A 17,549-nucleotide genomic window follows, 5' to 3' on the forward strand; every position below is an offset into this window, starting at 1 on the left:
AACATCGCGGTCTGGACTGGCGAGGTAGGGGATGCTGCTGGGGCGCTGCGGCTGTTCGAGCAGCTGCTGCCCGACCTGGTGCGGGTGCTCGGCCCCGACCACCCAGCCGTGCTGGGGACCCGCGACAACACCGCGCTGTACACCGGGCGGTCAGGTGACGAGCGCCAGGGCAACAGCTTCCACGGCCCTCGGGCAGCCGTGCCGCCGTCGTAGCCCGTGGTCATATCTGACGGCCGGCGTCTGCGTTGAAGCGGCCGGTGCGCGGGTTGACCCGCGGCTGCCGTCGCTCTCGGCGTAGGCCAGCGCCAGTCGAGTTGCCGGCGAGGGACCGATGCCGACGTAGAGCAGGGTGGCGTCGAGCCGGGCCCGCCCTGCGGCCAACGGGGTGCGGGCCAGCAGGGCGTTCTGCTCGGTGCCGGTGACCAGCGGCAGGGTGACCTCGTCGACGTACTGCTGCACCGGCTGGACGGCTAGCCGCTCGCTGCCGGCCTTGGTGGCTGCACGGCCAGATGCGCGGGCAGTGCTTCGCGCAGCGCGTCGACGTACGTCGAGGGCCAGCAGCTTGGCCGCGTCGGTGACGGGCACGGTGGCCAGCAGCCGCTCGACCCGCTGGGCGGCGCGGCTGGTGCGGGTCGATCCCGGCACCGACACGCACAACTGCCGTTGCAGTACTAGTGCTCCGTCGCGGTAGTCCTTGATGTGATCCGCGGGTCGAGTGACCATTTGTCATGGCCGCGCACGTGCGGGTGGTGGAGGTGCCTGACGCCGATCGGCGGGAGCTGCAGCGGCGGGTCCGGGACAAGGGGGCGCTCGCCCGGGTGGTTGAACGCGCCCGGATCGTGCTGCTGGCGGCCGAGCGCGTGCCGGGCAAGCAGATAGCCGCGATGGTCGGCTGCGCCGAGCCGACGGTGGTGACCTGGCGCGGCCGCTACGCCGAACGCGGCCTGGCCGGCCTGGAGGACCTGCCCCGGCCGGGCAAGCCGGCGCAGCTACCCGAGGAGCTGCGCGATCGGGTGCTGGAGCTGACGCTGACCGAGCCGCCGGAGCGATACGGCGCCACGCACTGGTCCTCGCGGCTGCTGGCCACGGCGCTGGCCGGTGAGGGCACACCGATCTCGCACGCCACCATCGCCCGGATCTGGCACCGCTTCGGCGTGCAGCCGTGGCGGGCGCAGACGTTCAAGTTCTCCACCGACCCCCCGCCTTCTCCGGCGGATGCAGCTGGAAGCCAAATTCGCGACATCGTCGGGCTGTGTGGTGCTCTGCGTCGATGAGAAACCGCAGATCCAGAGAGCGCACCGCTCCCACGCTGCCGGTGCGCCCCGGACATCCCGCAGCGGCGAGCTTTGACTACGTCCGGCACGGCACCACCACGCTGTTCGCGCACTCGAGGTGGCCACCGGCAAGGTCACCGAGGCCTGCACCGAGCGGCACCGGCACCAGGAGTTCCTGGCCTTCTTCAAGCAGGTCGCCGCCGCCTATCCGCACCGGCAGCTGCACGTCGTGGTCGACAACCTCTCCACGCACAAGCATCCGGCGGTGCGCGCCTGGCTCGAGCGCCATCCCCGGGTCCAATTGCACTTCACGCCGACCTCGGGGTCCTGGCTGAACCTGGTCGAGGCGTTCTTCTTAATCATCACCCGCCAGGCGCTGCGTCGCGGCAACTTCCCCACCGTAGCCGACCTCATCACCGCGATCGAGCGCTTCATCGCCGCCTGGAACGACCGCTGCCGGCCGTTCACCTGGACCAAGGACCCCGACACCGTCATCGCCAAGGCCACCGACCCGCGGCGCCGCAAGACACAAACAACGTCAAATACGGAGCACTAGTTGGCTCCTGCGTGGTCTCCTGGCCCGCACATAGGCCGAGAGGGCGAGGACACCGCCCGCCATTAAGCGTCTGGGCCGAAGCCCGGCATCGACCGGGCATGGACGCGAACTGAGCGTGCGAGGTCCATAGGCAGACTGCAATCTGCGCATGGCCATGGAACTGTGCGGGCTCGGGTGGATAAAATGCGGATTAGTTTGTGTCCCGCCACTTCCACATCAATGCGCGGCGGCTGGGCTGGCGCGTCAGGCCGCGGATGTTCGGTTTGGTGACAAGGACGCTGTTCAAGTTGCCCCCACGGGAGCTCCATGCACTAGTGTCTGGGTGCAGCGCCAGCTTGCCGAGGTCGAAGAGCCGGTGGTGGTTGCGGCACAGCGGCAGGCCGTTCCACCACTCATCGGCGGCGTAGCCCTCGTCGACGATGTGCGCGGCCTCGAGGACGTCTTCGTCGGCCACGGCGCAGGCGCTGCACGCGATCAGCCCACGGGCGTCGCGCTGGGCATGGAAGACCCTTGCCCGAAACATCGCGTTGCTTCCTCGTGTCTGCCGAAGACTGGTCCGCCGAGGACGTCGGGTGTCGTCGATGTCGAACACCTCGGGAGCTGGCTGGAAGCGTCCGCTAGGCGGTGCACCAAGCAGCGCCTCCAGCACGGCCTCGGCCGGCCCGAGGTCGTCGAGGAACTTCCCCCGGTAGTTGAAGCCCGGCTCGAATTGAGGGTCGAACTGACGCATCGCGTCGAGGTAAGGCCGAGGGGTGATCTCGTCGAAGGGCTCGAAGACCACGCTATGGCGAAAGCCGCCCGGCGGATTCTCGATCCACGGGCGGCCGTTGATGGCATAGGCGATCTTCGGGTCATCGGGGAAGACGGCCAGCACCCGGTAGAGCCGCCGAAGCACGGCGCCGGGTTCCACGCGCAGCGCCACGTCCCCTGGTCGCGGCTGGGACCTGCCGGTGAAGACGGTGCGGTCCTTGAAACCCCACACGTGCCCTCTGGCGTCGACCAGTTCCGCCGGCACGCGTTCCGCGAGAAGGCGATCGGCAACTGGCTCCAGCGAACGGCGGGCGTCGAGCGCGAACCGAGCGTTCTCGGTGGCCTCAGGCCCCTGGGTTGACATCTGGAACAAGCGCACCGGTCAGCCTCGCAATCTGTCGTGCTTCTCGGCCCTGCCCCGACTCAGCGTCTCCGGGTACCGCTCGGCGTTCCGGGCCAGCTTCCGGCGGACGGCAGACGCAAGGTCGACGTCCGTGACATCGGCAAGGCGCAGCGTGTAGATGACGACGTCGGCCAGCTCGTCCTCGAAGGCGGCCCGCCGGTCGCCGGCTGCGAGATGCGCATCGACGTCGGAGTCGGGGACCCACTGCAACTCGGCCGCGAGCTCACCCACTTCACCGACAAGGGCAAGAACCAGGTTGCGCGGCTGGTGGAACTGCTCCCAGTCCCGGGCTGCGCTGAAGTCGCGCGCTTCGTCGGCCAGTGTGCGGAGACTGTCATTGTGGTCCACGTGGTCTGTATAGGGCACGCCAGAGTCAGGTTCGTGTCGGCGCGACGCCTCGACCGTCACCACGGAAAGCACCTTGCGACTCCTGCCCGCCTATTTGCTCAGGCGTCTTCTCGGATGCTGCACCGCGCGCGGCAGTCGAAGCGGGTGGCGAATATTGCGCTCAGAGAGCAGTCGGGAGGCAAAGGTGTCGTCGTGATCGAGGAGGAACAGTAGTGCAGTCTTCGCGAAGGTTGTCCACGCGGGATCTGCCCAGAGGGCTCGAATGGCAGAGTGGCGCTCCCGGGCCACCTTATTCTTGTCGCCGTCGACCACGATTCCTCGGTACACGTCAAGCTTCAGATCAGTGCGTCGGGGTTGCCGACCTCCTGCACGGCCTGCACGTCGGGCTGGATGGTCGTGATGGTCGCGGCCAGGGCAGCGAGCTTGGCCTCGTAGCTGTGCTGGTTGCTGGTGCGGGACTACACCGCCTGGTATCGGCACATCACCCTGGCGATGCTCGCCCACGCCTACCTCAGTGCCACCCACGCCACCGCGGAAAAGGGGGCTCCGCAGCCGGAACCGAGCAGCTCATCGCGCTGACCGTGCCCGAACTCCGGCGCCTGCTCAACACCCTCATCCGCACACCATTACCCGACCTCGACCACACCGCGGACTGGTCCTGGTGGCGCCGACGACGCCAGACCCAGGCCCGCGCCGCCCACTACCGAGCCCGCGGACACGCACCGCCATAACTGCCGTTGCAGTACTAAGAGAGATGGCCGGTCATGGAAACGTCTGGTGGAGTAAACGAACGACCGGCGAGGGAGAAACGAAGACGAACACAATTCGCTAAACCTATCGCAAAGATCAGGCATGAACGCAAACATGCTGCAAGCACCTAGTTTCGGTTTTGGGTTCCGCCAGAGCGGCGCCGGCCCTGCTCACACTTCAACGAGGCAGCATCTCACGGATAATACGACTAGTGGGGTCGAAAGACCTTCACAAGCGCCACGAAAAGTACCACTGCCAGAGCAAGGACTACCGCCCCGCCGGCGAGGAGTGCGAGCCCCTTCGCAGACGTCACCTTTGCCTCATCCCCGCCCGCGGTGATGTACTCGAAGCCGGCTAGAGCAATGAAGGGTACGCCTGAGAAAGTAACACTAATGGCCGCGGCCACGGTGACCCCAATTACGGCGGAGGACCTACTCTCCACAAAGCCGACCGCAACCCCCGCTAGCCAAATTATGGAGGCCGCCACAAGGTTCGCTAGAACAGTTGTCCAAACGTCTGCAAGAAACCGTTTTTGATCCCGACGGCTCATCGAGAAGCTCCTTCTCTGCCCGGAGACAGGCCTCGGCGCCGGTGCTAGCTGACGTACTCTCGCCGCTTCTCATGTCGAGCGTTGTATCGCTCGACCAGGTCGCGGGTCTGGTCCTCGCCGTCATGGCCGTTGCGGTAGTCGTAGCAGGGGTTGCAGCGCCCGGCGATACCACGACCTGACGGGCCGGGGTTGGTCAGCGGTACACCGCAGTTTCGATTGACGCACACGGGCGTCTCGTTGATGCGGATGCCCTTGGACTCCTCAGGAAACATGACCTGGCCGCGGAGGGTATCAGCGCGATGCACCTCAGCGCTGACGCTGGCGATGACCTCGAAGAACTGGCGAATCTTGTCGCCGGTTGGGTCGAAGGCTGGGGGAGCGGTGGCCGTCCGCTCGGTCGGCCGGCTGATGTCTGAGCCGCCGCCGGAGCCACCCATGGAGCTGGAGGGATAGCCGTCGCGGGCGCGGTGCCTCGACTTGCGGAGCATCTGGCCTGCGTCTCTGCGCAGACGGGGGACGGCGTCCTCGATTCGATCGAGCTGCAGACCGACCTCTTCGGGGCGGGGGCGTGGCATCAGTCGGTAAAGGGATCCACCGTGAACTCGGCGGTGAAGAACTTGTCGCCGTCTTCGAGGTTTAACACATCTGTGTCCCGCCCAGCAACAAAGTGAATTTCGTCGTCCGCCATCTCGCCCATCTGCTGCTGCAGGACTACCAACTTCTTCATTTCCCAGTCCCCCTGCTTCGCCATCGGTCAGAGCGTAGCCTGCGAGAAAGATTGTTGCCGCCAAAAACGAGCCTGGGAAATGCCGCGGACGCGCGAGAGCTGGGCCGGTCTCTCCAAGCATGACTGGCTCAACTCTTGACCCTCTACCGCGTGGCACCTCGCTCGTCGCCGTGCCGACACGCTCAGTATTCAGTGCGTGGCGCACTGCAGTACCACGCCCGTCGGGCGTCTCGGCCTGTGCATCATGGCTTACAGAGGCGAACCAAGGCGTCAAACTGATCTGTGGCCATTGAGCCAGTCATCTGGGTCCTCATTGGACTCGTACTGATCACCGGGATTGTCCTGTTGGCGCCGGTGCCAGAGCGACTGAGCAGGCTCTTTGCTGGCGACAAGGTGAAGCAGCACTTGAGAACACTGAAAGACCGACATCGTGTGCTTCGCATCTATCTGTGGGTCGTCGCCGGCTTCGCTCTCGTGGCTGTCATAGTGCAGCTCGCGTCACCCCTAGGGCGTCTCATCGCCGACCTCACGACTCTCATGACCAATCGAAGCGAGGACTTCTACAGGGACGCACTATGGCCTGGCGTAGTTCTCATTCTGCTACTCGTCTTTGGCAAAGCCATGATACGGGTCCTGCGAGATGCGACTGTGGAGTCCATCACTGTCGGCACTTCTGGCGTCTCGATGAAGTTCGGCAGGGACGACTTGAGGCTCACACTCGATGAACTAACGAAGGAGCTTACGGACCCCGCCAACGGGCTGGACGAACCAGCAAAAAAGCTCTTCAAGGACATATATGCGTCAAACGGCAGGGATACGGTCGGGGTCCTCATTCCAGGCTTCAAACGGGAGAGCGAGGCGCACGAGCGCCTAAGGCATCTCCGCAGGTTGAACCTAATCATTCCGGCTGAGGGTAGGTCATGGGATAAGGACAAGCACCCTGTGGTTACTGGCTTCGGGCGCGCTGTTTACCCCCATATCGACCGCCTGCCAAGTGTGCCCCGTACAGAAGGGAAGTAGTGGGCGCAGGTCTGGAGGCTCACGGACTGAGCCATGGCGGTACCCCGCCCCTCAGCCGCTCGCTTGAGGGTGGCTCTTGTTGGTACTCGCGAAGCTTGTCCTCGATGACTCGGTCGATCTGTTCGTCGATCTGTTCGACAGTCGGCCGCGGCGCCGGTTGATAGACGTTCACTTCGACTTGTGTCGGCGCTGCGTCGGACCCCTGTTGCGCCACCCACCACGTTCCCAGAACACTGAGCAATGCACCGAGCACGCCCACCAGCACTACGAATAGTGCAGGGTTGTCTCGCTTCCATGCTTCCAACCCCGGGACCCACTGGGCGGCAGGGACCTCCTCGATTGGGGTCCCTCGACTGACGGCCTCCCGTAAGGACGCTATGAAGTCGGCCAGCTGCTCCGGCGCGAGGCCCGCCGCCAGGACCAGGTCAACGCCTTGGCGTACGGCTGTGTGGACGCTGTCGCTAATCCCGATCGGGTCATTGATCTCGCGGCGGATGTGCTTGCCCCCAGCGCTGTCGTTGCCCTCGGTGCCCATGGGGCACATGGTTCCGCATCGACATGAGCTAGCTGTACCCGGCCATCAGGTTGGTGCCAGGCGGCTGATCGGAGGGCGTCCACCGAGTGCGCTGTGGCGGCGTTGAGTGTTGTAGTGCTCGATCCACGGAGCAAGGGCGGCGGCGCGCTGGTCGTTGCTGCTGAAGGCCTGGCGATAGGCCCATTCGGTGGCCAGGGTGCGGTTGAGGCGTTCGACTTTGCCGTTCTGCGACGGGCAATGCGGTCGGATGAACTTCTGCCGGGCGCCGAGTGCGGTGATGACCCCGCGGAGTGACCAGCGATAGGCCCAGGCGTTGTCGGTCATGACCCGCTCGATGCGGTCGATGCCGTGGCCGGTGAAGTAGGCGGCGGCGCGGTCGAGGAAGGCTGCGCAGGTGGCGCCTTTCTCATCGGAGTGGATCTCGGAGTAGGCCAGCCGGGAGTGGTCATCGACGACGGAGTGGACGTAGTCGTAGCCCACCACGGTGTCGCGGCGGCGGCTGGTGCTGCCGGCGGCGCGGCCGTGTGCCCGCCAGCCACCGCCGTCGGGAATGCGGGCCAGCTTCTTGACGTCCATGTGCACCAGCTCGCCGGGCCGGGACCGCTCGTAGCGGACCGCGGTGTGCTTCGAGGCGCGGATCAGCTGCCCGGTCATCGGGTCCAGCGCGGCCAGCCGGGGGCTGCCCGCGGCGCACCAGCACCCGCGAGACGGTGCGGGCCGGCCCGCGGAGCTCGGCGCCGATGAAGAACGCGTCATGCAAGAACTCGACGCCATGATGGTCGATCTAGCCCGCGCACGCGAGGACGGGAACGTCGCTGAGGTGACTCGGTTGAAAGCCGAATATGAGACCTTGCGGTCGACCCAACCGAGTCGAACTCGAGTTGACGCGCTCCTAGGCGGTAAGGCCAGCCTGAAGCTGGCAGCACCCCTATTTCCGGGCGATGTGGCCGCAATATCCGAAGTTGACCAGCTCATCGACAGTCTCGATGACCGCCCGACTCGGGCCTGGGAGTTGCGTCCGAACAAGCCGGGTGACTACAAAATATCGCTGGTGTTGAGAATTCTGGACGCATCGACCGGGGAGCTGCTGATTCAGAACGAGCGCGTAGAAATCGCGGTACATGTTGAGGGCACATTTGAATTCTGGGCAGGCCGGGTCTGGACTAACATGCTGACCTTCCTATCGTCCCTCGAGGGACTCCTGGCCAGTGTCGTCGCGTTGGGTGGCAGTATCATCGGTATCCGTCAACTAGCTAAGCGATGTGGTAAGGACGAGCAGGTCAACACTCAATCGACTCAGGCGAAGTCGGCGAGCGACTCAGGGGCGGGACAAGAAGAGACCGGGAGCTGACTCCCGGTCTCGGCTAGTTGTACTGCCCGGAGGTCGGTCAAGCGGGTGATGGGTGGGCGATTTCCGATCGCGGTGTGGGCCGGTGATGGTTGTACTCGTGAATCCAGGCCGGGAGGGCCTTTCGGCGGGCTGATTTCGCCGTTCAGCTGACGTTGGCGCCGGGCACAGTCAGCTGGACAGGTGTCCGCCGGCATCCGGGTCTCTGTGGGGCGCTGACCGTCTCCTGCCCCCGGACCACCGGACAAGATCCCCACGATTGCGCCAATCGCGCTACCAGCTAACCCAGAGATTAAGTGGGGGATCTCGGTTCCATCTATCGTTAGCCACACGATGAGGTTGCCGCCCTTGGTCGGAGTGTGGATGCCGATGCCCGCGCCGTCGTACCCCTTGTCGGCCAGGGCGGTAGGCCCAGCAGGGCGGGCGCGGCGTGCAGGGCACCGAGGAAGCCGGTGGCCCGGGCGGCGGTGAGGTCGTGGGTCGAGTCGGGCTGTACGTCGGAGACGGCCACGGGAAAGGCGGCACGGACCCGGCCGTCGCTGACCGGGCGGCGAGCACGCCGCCGGGAGGGGTTCGCTACCACCGTCCGGCCTACGTCCCGACCGGTTTGAGCGCAAGGTCAGACGCCCGGACCGCCGTGACGCTCTGGTGACGGTCGGCGCCTAGCGTCTTCGTCGCCTTGCGCCGCCATCCGGCGCGACCGGTCGGGTGCGCGACCGCGGGGGACACGCAGGCAGGGGGCGAGGGTGCTGGAACCGCCGAGCGAACCCACGCCGACTGAGGACCGCGACCACCCCTCTGCCGGCTTCCGCGGCGCGGCGGCGGGTGGCGGCACCGCATCCGGGGCCGCAGCGGAGCCGGTACGGCGACGGCGACGGCGCAACCCGAGCACCGCAGCCGGTGAGGACGCGCCTGTTCCGGCCCGACGCGGCCCCAGATCGGAGGGCCGCCGCAGCGGAGCAGAGGTGCTCGGGCCGATCCTCGGAAAGCCGAAAGGAAGGCACACGGTCATGCGCTGTCACATGTGCTGTCGGGGCGTGCCCCGGACGCCGATGGGGCTGTGCGCCGTCGGCGAACCGCTGGGAACCTGCGCCAACTGCTCCGCGTTCGCGTGCGGCCACCACGGCGCCCGCCTCGTGCGCGGAACCTTCCTGTGCATCTTCTGCGAGCCACAGATCCAGGCGGCCGCCGCCGGAGCCCAGGGCCTGACCTTCCGGGAGTGGGTGGCCCAGCAGAAAGCCGCCCCCGGCGGCCTCGGCGATCCGGCGGTCACCGGCGTGGCCGTGCAACTGGTGCGGCTCGCCGAGCCCGACTTCGCCACCGTGGCGGGCCGGGCCGCGGGCGGAGCCGCAGCACCTCACCTGCCGATGACCCTGACAGAATGGGTTCGGGACCATCCCGACTACGGGCCGGCCTTCAAGACGTGGCTGGAGGCGCGGGCGGACAACCTGCACAAGCAAGTCGACGCGCGCGCGAAGGATCCCGCTGCGAGAGCGCATCCCGAGCACGGGCCCTACCTGAAGTTCTGGACCGCCGTGGGTCCCGAGGCTCAGCGTCTCCTCGCCGCTGCCCTCGCGCTGCTCGTGGGCACCGAGACGCCGGCGGAGGAGCTGCCCGACGTGCTGGGGGCGGTCGCCCGGGCGTACGGCGTGGCGCTCGCCACGTCGCGGCACGCCGGTGATGGCGACCCAGCAAGTCTTCGCGTGATCACATCCGCGTCCGGCGGTGCGGGATGAGCACGCCACCGACGACGTCCGCGACGCCTCCGCCGCCGGGGCAATCGTCACCACCACCGCCGCCCGTGGGGGAGAGATGGATGCCCGACGTCAACTGGAAGGCAAGAAGCAGCGACGAGGTGCACCCGCTGCTGCTGCAGATTTCCGGAGCGACGCGGGCTGAGAACAGCACGGGCCGACCGCCGTACGTGCGGGCGGTCGTAGCCGATCGTCGTGCCCCCCTTGTCGGGCGGCCCGTGGACACCAACCCGGGCGACAACGAGCATGAGGTCACCGTCGCGACGGAGCACCGCGTGGAACACGACGCTTCCGTGCAGCTCTTCGTCGCCTCCCGCGGGGAGTTCCTCCGGTGGCGGGCGCTGCACCACCGGGACGGCCGGTTGGAGCTGGCTGCGGGGCTGTGCAGCCTGGTGGCCGCGCTGCTGGCTGGGTCCCTGACCATCGGCCGGTACGCGGTGCTCATCCCGATGTCCGGCGATGCGCTGGCCGGCGTGCAGGCCGCTGCCGTGCTCTTCGCCGCCGCTGCGGCGGTGCTGCTGCTGGTCAAGTCGATGGGGGCGTCACCGCCCGGCAGCTGAGCGGAGGAACCCTGCGCCCGGCAGCGGCCGGCGGGGTCGCGTGCCAGGTCGGCGACGTCGTGCAGCGGGCTCCGGTCGGTGCGCGGGCGCCGCGGGCACCGACGCCCGCGCCCGCTTCATCGGTTCGTCATCTGGTCGCTGCTGAAACTGCGGCAGGAGGCTGTGCGACCGGCGGGTCCTCCCCGACCAGGCCGTCTACCGACTCGCGGATCAGGTCGGCGTGGCCGACGTGGCGCGCGTACTCCTCGATCAGGTCGATGAGCAGACGGCGCAGGCTGGCGACCTGACCATCGGGCCAGCCCGAGCCCAGCCGGTCCAGATCGCCGTCGGCCAGCGCCTCCGCGGCCACAGCCCGAGAGCGAGCTACCGCGTCCTGCCACAGCGCACGAAGTTGTTGGGGCGAGTCCTCAGCGGCTGTGTGCCAGACCCAGTCCGGGTCGGCGTCCCAGTCGGCGGTGTCCCAGGGAGCGCCCGGACTGCGGCCGAGGAACTTGGTGGAGAACGTCAGGGCCTCGACGAACGCCAGGTGCTTCAGCAGCCCGCCCAGGGTGAGCGACGACGCGCCGACCGTGGCGCGCAGGCCCGCCTAATCCAGGCCCCCGGTCTTCCATGCCAGCGTGGCGCGCTGGCGCTCCAGGGAGCCGAGCAGCGTCGCGGCCTCGTCGCCTGCCAGCGGGGGGCCCGCCTGTCCCTGCACGTCCGTGTCCGTCACGGCGGTGACAGTAAGCGGCACGGACGACAGGCAAGCCCCGCTCGGCGAGGATCGGCCTCCTGGGGGTGAAGCGGGTATCGGCCGGCTACGCCACGGTGCTGATCGTGCGTGGCGCGGGTGAACCGCCCCGGGATTGATGGAGGCACTGAACCCACGGAAGGGTGGAGCAGTGCCAGCACCGAAGAAGTACCCCGACGAGCTGCGTGAGCGGGCCGTGCGAATGGTGTTCGAGGTCCGCGAGGAGACCGGGCAGCGCAAGGGCGCACTCGTCCGGGTCGCCCAGCAACTGGGGATCAATCCCGAGACGCTGCGCAACTGGGTCAACCAGGCCGAGATCGACAGCGGGGTGCGGCCGGGGACCTCGACCGATGACCGGCAGCGGATCGCCGAGCTGGAACGGGAGAACAGGGAGCTGCGCCGGGCGAACGAGATCCTCAAGTCCGCGTCGGCTTTCTTCGCGGCGGAGCTCGACCGCCCACATCGGCGCTGATCGCATACATCGACCAGCACAGGGAGCAGTTCGGGGTCGAGCCGATCTGCCGCGCGCTCACTGCCGCCGGCGCGAAGATCGCCTTCGAGCACCTACTACGCCTCCCACGCTCGGCCGCCCTCGGCGCGGGCCGTCGGCGACGAGCGGCTCAAGGCCGAGATCACCCGGGTGCACGAGGCCAACCTGGGCGTCTACGGCGTCCGCAAGGTCTGGCATCAGCTGAACCGGGAAGGCATCCCGGTCGCCCGCTGCCGGGTCGAGCGGCTCATGCGCCAGCTGGGTCTGGCCGGGGCGGTGCGCGGGAAGGTCAAGCGCACCACGGTGCCGGCCGAGGTCGCCGCCCGCCCCGGTGATCTGGTCGACCGGAACTTCACCGCGCCCGCGCCCGATCGGCTGTGGGTGGCCGACCTGACCTACGTCGCCACCTGGTCGGGGTTCGTCTACGTCGCCTTCGTGATGGACAGGTTCTCCCGGCGGATCGTCGGCTGGCAGGCCTCCACCTCGCTGCGGGCGGACTTGGCCCTCGACGCCCTCGACGCCCTCGAGCAGGGCCTGTGGACCCGAGCCCGGGACGAGCGGGACGTCCGTGGCCTGGTGCACCACTCCTACCGCGGCGTGCAGGGCGGACTCGATCAGCCGTCGCAACACCGGACTGTTGCAGCGACATTAGGTGCTCGTGAGGGCTTCGGCGGGGGTCTTCCAGCTGAGGGTCTTGCGGGGCCGGTTGTTGAGCGCGGTGGCGACCGCGGTGAGATGGGTCAGCGGGTGGCCTCGAAGTACCAGCTCAACTGATCAAGCAGGGGGATAAGCACCGCCAGCACCATGACGATCTAGACGACTATGCCTAGGTCGGCAAGGATCCTTCGCCCCATCGAGGCTAATCGTCCAAGCAACTGACTGCTCGGGACGTAGACCGTCCTGCGCCGGACGGCGGGAAGGTGCTTGAGTGTCAGCCGACCGCTGCGAGGCTGGCGAACACGATGACGTTGGCCTGGTAGTCCCCCGCGTCTTCGTCGAAGGCTCCACCGCAGGTGATCAGCCGCAGCCCGGCGTGGTCGATGTCGCCGTAGACCTCCTCGGTCGGGAAGTCGTCCTTGGCGTGCTCCTCGACGCGGTCGACGCGGAAGGTCGCGACGGTGCCATCGGCGCGGTCGACGACGACGGTGTCCCCGGGGCGCAGCTCCCGGAGCCCGTAGAAGGCTCCCGGCTCGCCCTCCCAGTCGACATGGCCGGCGAGCACGGCGGGCCCGAGCTGGCCGGGTGTGGGGCTGCCGTCGTACCAACCCACCGGGTATGCGCCCGGCGGAACCTCCATCGAACCGTCCCGCTCCAAGCCAAGCTCCATGATCCGGGAAGTGGCTCCAAGGGCCGGTATCTGGACCCGAGTGGGAGTACTGGCCGGCAGTTGCCGTGCGCTGGCCGCCGGACTGACTGATTCGGCAGGAGGCGCGGACGGGGGCACAGTCGTAGTGACCGGCGGTGCTACCACGGCGAGGGGAACGTCGAGCCGGACAGCTCCACTCGTGTCCTGGGGCAGGACGACGACCGCGGCGATCCCCGCGGCGGCGAGCACCGCCGAGGTGCCCGCCCAGATTCGGGCGGCGGGTGGCCGGGCGCGCCGGACAGCGCGTCGACTGGGCTGTCCGTAGCGGGTGACCCGGGGCGGCCGGGTGAGCAGGGCCTCGAGCTCGGCGTCGGTGTCTGTCGCCCACGCTGAAGGGAGCGGCGGGGGGTACGCCCCGACGATGCGCACCGCGCCACCCGCCCCGGTCCCTGATGGGCCGGGCCGGGTGGTGCGTGCGCGGTGGTGCACGTCTGGACGGTTAGACGGTCGCGCGGGAGCTGCGCCGGGCAGCAATCGCAGCCCCACCGGCCGCGGTCAGGGCGACGCCGCCCAGGACGTAGGGAAGCGCGCTGGCCTCGTCGCTGGACGAGCTTCCGTCCCCAGCTGCAACCGCGCCGGCGGGTCGAGTCCCCACCTGGGGCGTGGACGTCGTGTCCGTGGTGGACGAGGCCGGCGCGTACGCGTAGTCCTCACACGCCAAGCCGTCATCGTCGCCATCAAGGCGCTCCGGGTCGCCAGGAACTGCGTCGTAGGCAGCCTGAGCCGCGGCCTGGCTGGGGAAGTCGGGGCAGTCCCGATCGGCGGCCTGGGCCGTGCCGGAGAAGCCGAAGGACAGGGCTGCGGTGAACAGGACACCAACAGCGGCGGTGGTACGACGACGCATGATTCGGACTCCAGAAATCTGTGGGTGAGGCGGCCCTCACCCTCACACAACGAAGCCGTTCCGATACAGATTGTATGGTGATCGATCATGCCGATCCTCAGACCAGCCATGGGCAACCTTCGCCTGTCGTCCTCACTTGGGTCCCATGCGTCCCGGGGACCGCAACACCACCCATCGGGCGACCGGAGCATCGCGCATACGGCACTCCGTACGCAGGCCCCGGCGGCCTCCGCTTTCGCGCTCGACGGCTGCGACTGCCGGAGGAGAATCCCTGAGCGGGCCGCTTGGAAGCACCGGCGGTGGTCGCGACAAACGACTGCAGGCGGGTGCCTAGCCCCCACACCAGCAATCCCTCGAGAAGTTGATCTAGCGGTTCTCAGAAGGGTCGCTGCGCCGTGGGGGAGGTTGGGCTCCGCCGCACCTCCACGGTCGCCGTCCACTCGTACCAGGTGGCCCCGTGCACCCCGGTCACCTCGACGGGACCCTCGACGGTCCTCGTTGACCAGTCCAGTGTCGCGTCCTCGGCGACGGCCATGAGCCAGCGCGCGGACCCGCCGCTGCCGCCAGTCGACGGTCGCGACGGTGTCATTCGAGCGGGTGGCCAGCACATACGGCAGGCCGCGCTGCTCGCACCAGACCCGCAGCCGCTTGTCCTAGCCGTAGATCTCATCGGCGGTCAGCCAGCCGGCCGGTACCCCGGCGTCGAGGGCGCGGGTGAGGATGCGGCAGGCCAGCTCCGGCTTGGTCGCGAACTCCACCTCGTCGCCGATGCCGGCGGCGCGGGCCCGCTCGCGGTCATCCGTCCAGGCCCGCGGCAGGTAAAGCTCGCGGTCGATCAGCTAGCACCTGGCTAGCCGACGGTCTCCGGGGCCAACGGCTCAATCGTCCTCGCGGGGGTCCTGGCTCCGCTGCGCCGACGGGCGGCCGACCGCCGTCTGCAGGCGCTCGTCGCGGTGGTCGCGCTCGTCGGCTTCGTGGTGCTCGCCCGCCCACGGCGAGCGTCGTCCAGGCCGCTGCGATGGAGCCCCAGGTGACCCCGGCCTATTCGCTCGCGAGCGGCTGGCACTGCACAGCCTCGAACTGCCGCCGGTCCTCGTTGAGGCAAAGGAAAAGGCTCCAACCCGGGGTCCTGAGTGGTGGGCGAGACGGGTACAGGCCCACAGTCAGCCACCGGGGAGGTACCGGACGCCTCCCGAGCGGTCTCCCGCCTGTCGAGGGTGACGGGGACACCCGGGTGGGTGCTCGGTGAGGCGGCGGCCGGAGCCAGTGGTGGTGGACGCACCGTTGCGTCTGCAGCGATTCGTGCCCGGCGAGTGGCGGTCGGTGTCCGAGTGGATCGAGGCGCGCCGCATGTGGTCGGCCGTGCACGGCGATGTGCTCGGCAATCCTCTTGAGCGGTTGCGAGTGGAGCGTGAGACGCGGCGCGCATGGTGTGAGGCGTCCCATTCGGGCATCGACAGCTTGATTTAGCAGCCCGCACTGGCTTCGGGGCCACCGCCTAGGCTCGCCGACGCAGACGGAGCAAATGCGCCCGGCCGAGTAGGCCAGTGCCGCCGTCGGGGCGCCGAAGCGACGGTGCTGAGGTTCCGGTTGGGACCGAAGGGACAACGGTTCCCACGGACGCCCCAAGGTCCGACTTGTCAGGCTCCCTTGTGCTTAGCCTCCACGGACCTAAGCCCCACGTGGGGCTTCAAACGGGGAGGCTTCATGCTCGTCGCACTGGTCGTCATAGCGGTCGTTGCTGTAGGGATGGGCGCTTTCTTTTGGGCACGCAGTCGCTCCGCCGATCCGGCGGTCTCTCTTGCTCGTAAGGAAGTGAGCAGGCAGAAGAAGGCGCTTAAGGAAGCCACGAAGGCCCATACGCAGGCGCTCGCGAACGTAACGCGGGATCTCGAGCGCGCCACTAGGGCGCACTCGATTGATGTTGCACAGCGTGAGAGCCACCTCAGGCAACTGAGGGACCCCAAGGGTCGCGCCCTTGGGTCTTACCAAGGCATCCGCCTGTATGAGCGTTGGATCGAGACTCCGCACGGCTCGGGTCACGTTGGCGGCACGGTGGCTTCCGTCGACGCGCAGGTCTCCAGCCGCATCACCGCCACCCGGCTGGTCACTATCGGAGTCTTTGCCCTGGCTGCGAAGAAGAAGACGGGTGCGGTCTACCTCAGCATCGAGAACCCCGACGTCGCGTCGGTGATCGAATGCTCTCAGGAAGACAACACTAAGGCTCGCGAGTTCGCGGTGAAGATCACGAACGCGGGGAAGGCTGCCGCTGCCATCGAGGCCAGACTGCCGGACCTCATCCTGAGTGCCGAGCAGGCGGTGACGACCGCTGTTAGCGACACCGCAGCCATCGACGCGGCCCAGGCGGAGCTCAGCCGAGTTGAGGCGGACCCTCTCCTCGTGGGTCCCATCGAGACGGCACAGGTCGCTTTGACCGCGGCCGAGAGCAAGCTGAAGGACCTGACCGCAGCAGCCGCATAGCGCTAGGGGGTCAAGGGCAGCGGGCAGTCGGCAGGTAGTCGCTGAGCGCCTGCGTAATCCGTGGTCCCTCGTACCAGCGCCCCCGGGGAGTTCGTCGATTCGACTCCCAGGGGGCGCTGTGCGTACTGAGGACGTCAGGATCCGTTCCGTCGCGCTTCGCCCGTTGCGGTCCACTCGTACCAGGTGGCGCCGTGCAGCCCGGTCACCTCAACCGGGCCCTCGATGGTCATCGTCGACCAGTCCGGTGTTGCGCTGTCGGCGATGGCCATGAGACGCAACTGCCCGCGCGAGCCGGCCACGGCCCGCTCACGGTCGTCGTACGGCGCAGTCGCCGTCACCCGATAGGTCTCATACCGAGCCTGATCGGTAAGGCGGACTAAGGGCATGGCTCGGTCACTGATGTCCTTCCCGCGGGTTGCGAAGCGAGGCGCACGGGTGTCGCTAGCCTCACCACGCCAGGCGACCGCGCATCCCGCGATTCCTTCGGGACCGCTGGCCGGCACCTAGGTCTTGCTGCTGGGTGTTAATGAGGACGTCCACATGCTCCCAGAGTTCGTGGTACTTGTCTGGGAAGGGGCGCTCTTTGCCTCCCTCTCGCTCGTCGCTCTCTTTCGTGGCGGCGACGAGAAGAACTCGTGCGTCACTCTCCGTCCGCGTAGCGCGGTTACTAATGTTCTGCGGAGCGAGCAGGCGCAGGGCCCTAACGCTCGCGGCGAGTCGCTTCGACAGATCCCTTACCTCTGCCATGTCTGAGTCGTCAATGTGCTTCAAACGGACGCGTCGATACAGCACTTCCCACTCAGCCATGACGGCGAGGAATTCCGTGTATGCCTGCAAGCGCTTGTCTAGCAGCCATCGGCGGTGCTCGTGGCGGCGACTGAGGTAGCCGCTGTACAGCGTGCCCAGGAGGGTGAGGAAGGCGCCGGCGGCAGCACCACCGATCAGCGGAAGCCAACTTCCCATGAGAGCGCCTTGCACAACAGCAGGATAGGTGCGTACTGGTCCCCACCAGTCGGAGGTTGCGCCACACCGGGGTGTCCCTCCGGACGCCGTACAGGTTAAG

At 67.7% G+C, this 17,549-nt stretch carries 19 protein-coding genes, 8 pseudogenes and 1 other annotated feature; of the genes and pseudogenes, 9 read left to right on the forward strand and 18 right to left on the reverse strand.

From position 1 onward, the window contains the following. Positions 1-213 (forward strand): tetratricopeptide repeat protein (locus tag BM165_RS25280; RefSeq protein WP_208976835.1); only part of this gene is annotated, 213 nt, incomplete at its 5' end. On the opposite strand, the gene BM165_RS22090 is transcribed toward BM165_RS25280, so the two are convergent. Then, positions 151-651 (reverse strand): hypothetical protein, encoded by a 501-nt coding sequence (locus tag BM165_RS22090; protein WP_075015715.1) that lies wholly within the window; start codon positions 649-651, stop codon positions 151-153. The two genes, BM165_RS25280 and BM165_RS22090, sit on opposite strands and share 63 nt — an antisense overlap. Positions 652-728: 77 nt before the next feature. Here BM165_RS22090 and BM165_RS26365 point away from each other — a divergent pair. Continuing rightward, a pseudogene (locus BM165_RS26365) lies at positions 729-1,830 on the forward strand (IS630 family transposase). A 190-nt stretch (positions 1,831-2,020) separates the two neighbouring features. Here BM165_RS26365 and BM165_RS22100 read toward each other — a convergent pair. Genes BM165_RS22100 through BM165_RS24475 form a run of 3 tightly spaced genes read right to left on the reverse strand, consistent with a single transcriptional unit; the run spans position 2,021 to position 3,643 of the window. After that, on the reverse strand, positions 2,021-2,959 hold the full coding sequence (locus BM165_RS22100; protein WP_075015716.1) for an HNH endonuclease signature motif containing protein: 939 nt from the start codon (positions 2,957-2,959) through the stop codon (positions 2,021-2,023). Between the two features lie 3 nt (positions 2,960-2,962). Further along, positions 2,963-3,403: a nucleotide pyrophosphohydrolase gene (locus tag BM165_RS22105; protein ID WP_208976838.1), complete on the reverse strand. Its 441-nt coding sequence runs from the start codon at positions 3,401-3,403 to the stop codon at positions 2,963-2,965. Positions 3,404-3,421: 18 nt separating this feature from the next. Then, entirely contained in the window at positions 3,422-3,643 is a 222-nt protein-coding gene (locus BM165_RS24475; protein WP_143108281.1) for a hypothetical protein, read from the reverse strand. Between the two features lie 138 nt (positions 3,644-3,781). Between BM165_RS24475 and BM165_RS26370 the strand changes: the two are divergent. Continuing rightward, positions 3,782-3,910, forward strand: a pseudogene (locus tag BM165_RS26370) (IS701 family transposase); the annotation flags it as partial. A 379-nt stretch (positions 3,911-4,289) separates the two neighbouring features. Here the strand turns inward: BM165_RS26370 and BM165_RS22115 are convergent. The 3 genes from BM165_RS22115 to BM165_RS25000 form a co-directional block, all read right to left on the reverse strand. Next, on the reverse strand, positions 4,290-4,631 hold the full coding sequence (locus tag BM165_RS22115) for a hypothetical protein (RefSeq protein ID WP_143108282.1): 342 nt from the start codon (positions 4,629-4,631) through the stop codon (positions 4,290-4,292). A 44-nt stretch (positions 4,632-4,675) separates the two neighbouring features. Further along, the gene (locus BM165_RS22120; RefSeq protein ID WP_177225283.1) at positions 4,676-5,068 is read right to left on the reverse strand and encodes a hypothetical protein; all 393 of its coding nucleotides are present in this window, start codon (positions 5,066-5,068) and stop codon (positions 4,676-4,678) included. A gap of 137 nt (positions 5,069-5,205) precedes the next feature. Beyond that, a complete protein-coding gene (locus BM165_RS25000) occupies positions 5,206-5,382 on the reverse strand; it encodes a hypothetical protein (protein ID WP_177225284.1) in 177 nt (58 codons plus the stop codon). Positions 5,383-5,640: 258 nt separating this feature from the next. Here BM165_RS25000 and BM165_RS22125 point away from each other — a divergent pair, with 258 nt between their 5' ends. Next, positions 5,641-6,378: a hypothetical protein gene (locus BM165_RS22125; protein WP_075015719.1), complete on the forward strand. Its 738-nt coding sequence runs from the start codon at positions 5,641-5,643 to the stop codon at positions 6,376-6,378. Between the two features lie 19 nt (positions 6,379-6,397). Here BM165_RS22125 and BM165_RS22130 read toward each other — a convergent pair whose 3' ends face one another. Together BM165_RS22130 and BM165_RS22135 are read right to left on the reverse strand one after the other, a co-directional pair. After that, the gene (locus BM165_RS22130; RefSeq protein WP_075015720.1) at positions 6,398-6,913 is read right to left on the reverse strand and encodes a hypothetical protein; all 516 of its coding nucleotides are present in this window, start codon (positions 6,911-6,913) and stop codon (positions 6,398-6,400) included. A 45-nt stretch (positions 6,914-6,958) separates the two neighbouring features. After that, a pseudogene (locus BM165_RS22135) lies at positions 6,959-7,643 on the reverse strand (integrase core domain-containing protein); the annotation flags it as partial. A gap of 24 nt (positions 7,644-7,667) precedes the next feature. Here BM165_RS22135 and BM165_RS24490 point away from each other — a divergent pair. Continuing rightward, positions 7,668-8,264: a hypothetical protein gene (locus tag BM165_RS24490; RefSeq protein ID WP_143108284.1), complete on the forward strand. Its 597-nt coding sequence runs from the start codon at positions 7,668-7,670 to the stop codon at positions 8,262-8,264. A gap of 14 nt (positions 8,265-8,278) precedes the next feature. On the opposite strand, the pseudogene BM165_RS24495 reads toward BM165_RS24490, so the two are convergent. Together BM165_RS24495 and BM165_RS22140 are read right to left on the reverse strand one after the other, a co-directional pair. Next, positions 8,279-8,406: pseudogene (locus BM165_RS24495) on the reverse strand (integrase core domain-containing protein); the annotation flags it as partial. A gap of 190 nt (positions 8,407-8,596) precedes the next feature. Continuing rightward, positions 8,597-8,775 (reverse strand): annotated as a pseudogene (locus tag BM165_RS22140) (IS5/IS1182 family transposase); the annotation flags it as partial. A gap of 523 nt (positions 8,776-9,298) precedes the next feature. Here BM165_RS22140 and BM165_RS22145 point away from each other — a divergent pair. Together BM165_RS22145 and BM165_RS22150 are read left to right on the forward strand one after the other, a co-directional pair. After that, positions 9,299-9,997 (forward strand): hypothetical protein, encoded by a 699-nt coding sequence (locus BM165_RS22145; RefSeq protein ID WP_143108285.1) that lies wholly within the window; start codon positions 9,299-9,301, stop codon positions 9,995-9,997. Between the two features lie 80 nt (positions 9,998-10,077). Then, positions 10,078-10,575, forward strand: a complete 498-nt coding sequence (locus BM165_RS22150; protein WP_143108286.1) for a hypothetical protein — start codon at positions 10,078-10,080, stop codon at positions 10,573-10,575. 127 nt (positions 10,576-10,702) lie between these two features. Here BM165_RS22150 and BM165_RS22155 read toward each other — a convergent pair whose 3' ends face one another. Continuing rightward, positions 10,703-11,155, reverse strand: coding sequence for a mycothiol transferase (locus BM165_RS22155; protein ID WP_208976840.1), 453 nt, complete (start codon positions 11,153-11,155; stop codon positions 10,703-10,705). A gap of 6 nt (positions 11,156-11,161) precedes the next feature. Beyond that, on the reverse strand, positions 11,162-11,287 hold the full coding sequence (locus BM165_RS26170) for a hypothetical protein (RefSeq protein ID WP_280140747.1): 126 nt from the start codon (positions 11,285-11,287) through the stop codon (positions 11,162-11,164). Between the two features lie 136 nt (positions 11,288-11,423). Between BM165_RS26170 and BM165_RS25855 the strand changes: the two are divergent. Next, positions 11,424-12,398, forward strand: a pseudogene (locus tag BM165_RS25855) (IS3 family transposase); the annotation flags it as partial. Continuing rightward, positions 11,735-11,846, forward strand: a sequence feature (AL1L pseudoknot). It overlaps the preceding pseudogene by 112 nt. Before the next feature lie 16 nt (positions 12,399-12,414). Here BM165_RS25855 and BM165_RS25860 read toward each other — a convergent pair. The 3 genes and pseudogenes from BM165_RS25860 to BM165_RS22180 form a co-directional block, all read right to left on the reverse strand. Further along, positions 12,415-12,530, reverse strand: a pseudogene (locus BM165_RS25860) (IS30 family transposase); the annotation flags it as partial. Between the two features lie 196 nt (positions 12,531-12,726). Next, positions 12,727-13,647 (reverse strand): class F sortase, encoded by a 921-nt coding sequence (locus tag BM165_RS26240; RefSeq protein ID WP_348271798.1) that lies wholly within the window; start codon positions 13,645-13,647, stop codon positions 12,727-12,729. Positions 13,648-14,556: 909 nt separating this feature from the next. Then, positions 14,557-14,844: pseudogene (locus tag BM165_RS22180) on the reverse strand (transposase); the annotation flags it as partial. A gap of 868 nt (positions 14,845-15,712) precedes the next feature. Here BM165_RS22180 and BM165_RS22190 point away from each other — a divergent pair. Beyond that, positions 15,713-16,486: a hypothetical protein gene (locus BM165_RS22190; RefSeq protein ID WP_143108288.1), complete on the forward strand. Its 774-nt coding sequence runs from the start codon at positions 15,713-15,715 to the stop codon at positions 16,484-16,486. 134 nt (positions 16,487-16,620) lie between these two features. On the opposite strand, the gene BM165_RS22195 is transcribed toward BM165_RS22190, so the two are convergent. Further along, positions 16,621-16,872 (reverse strand): hypothetical protein, encoded by a 252-nt coding sequence (locus tag BM165_RS22195; protein ID WP_075015728.1) that lies wholly within the window; start codon positions 16,870-16,872, stop codon positions 16,621-16,623. A gap of 61 nt (positions 16,873-16,933) precedes the next feature. Next, the gene (locus BM165_RS22200) at positions 16,934-17,464 is read right to left on the reverse strand and encodes a hypothetical protein (RefSeq protein WP_075015729.1); all 531 of its coding nucleotides are present in this window, start codon (positions 17,462-17,464) and stop codon (positions 16,934-16,936) included. Positions 17,465-17,549: the final 85 nt, after the last annotated feature.

The organism is Geodermatophilus obscurus (assembly GCF_900115395.1).
Classification (GTDB): Bacteria; Actinomycetota; Actinomycetes; order Mycobacteriales; family Geodermatophilaceae; genus Geodermatophilus; species Geodermatophilus obscurus_B.

Excerpts from the sequence above, each read along its gene's own strand:
- BM165_RS22150 (WP_143108286.1), top strand. The coding sequence starts at position 10,078 with ATGCCCGACGTCAACTGGAAGGCAAGAAGCAGCGACGAGGTGCACCCG.
- BM165_RS22115 (WP_143108282.1), bottom strand. The coding sequence starts at position 4,631 with ATGAGCCGTCGGGATCAAAAACGGTTTCTTGCAGACGTTTGGACAACT.
- BM165_RS22190 (WP_143108288.1), top strand. The coding sequence starts at position 15,713 with ATGCTCGTCGCACTGGTCGTCATAGCGGTCGTTGCTGTAGGGATGGGC.
- BM165_RS22130 (WP_075015720.1), bottom strand. The coding sequence starts at position 6,913 with ATGGGCACCGAGGGCAACGACAGCGCTGGGGGCAAGCACATCCGCCGC.
- BM165_RS25000 (WP_177225284.1), bottom strand. The coding sequence starts at position 5,382 with ATGGCGAAGCAGGGGGACTGGGAAATGAAGAAGTTGGTAGTCCTGCAG.
- BM165_RS22195 (WP_075015728.1), bottom strand. The coding sequence starts at position 16,872 with ATGCCCTTAGTCCGCCTTACCGATCAGGCTCGGTATGAGACCTATCGG.
- BM165_RS22120 (WP_177225283.1), bottom strand. The coding sequence starts at position 5,068 with ATGGGTGGCTCCGGCGGCGGCTCAGACATCAGCCGGCCGACCGAGCGG.
- BM165_RS24490 (WP_143108284.1), top strand. The coding sequence starts at position 7,668 with ATGCAAGAACTCGACGCCATGATGGTCGATCTAGCCCGCGCACGCGAG.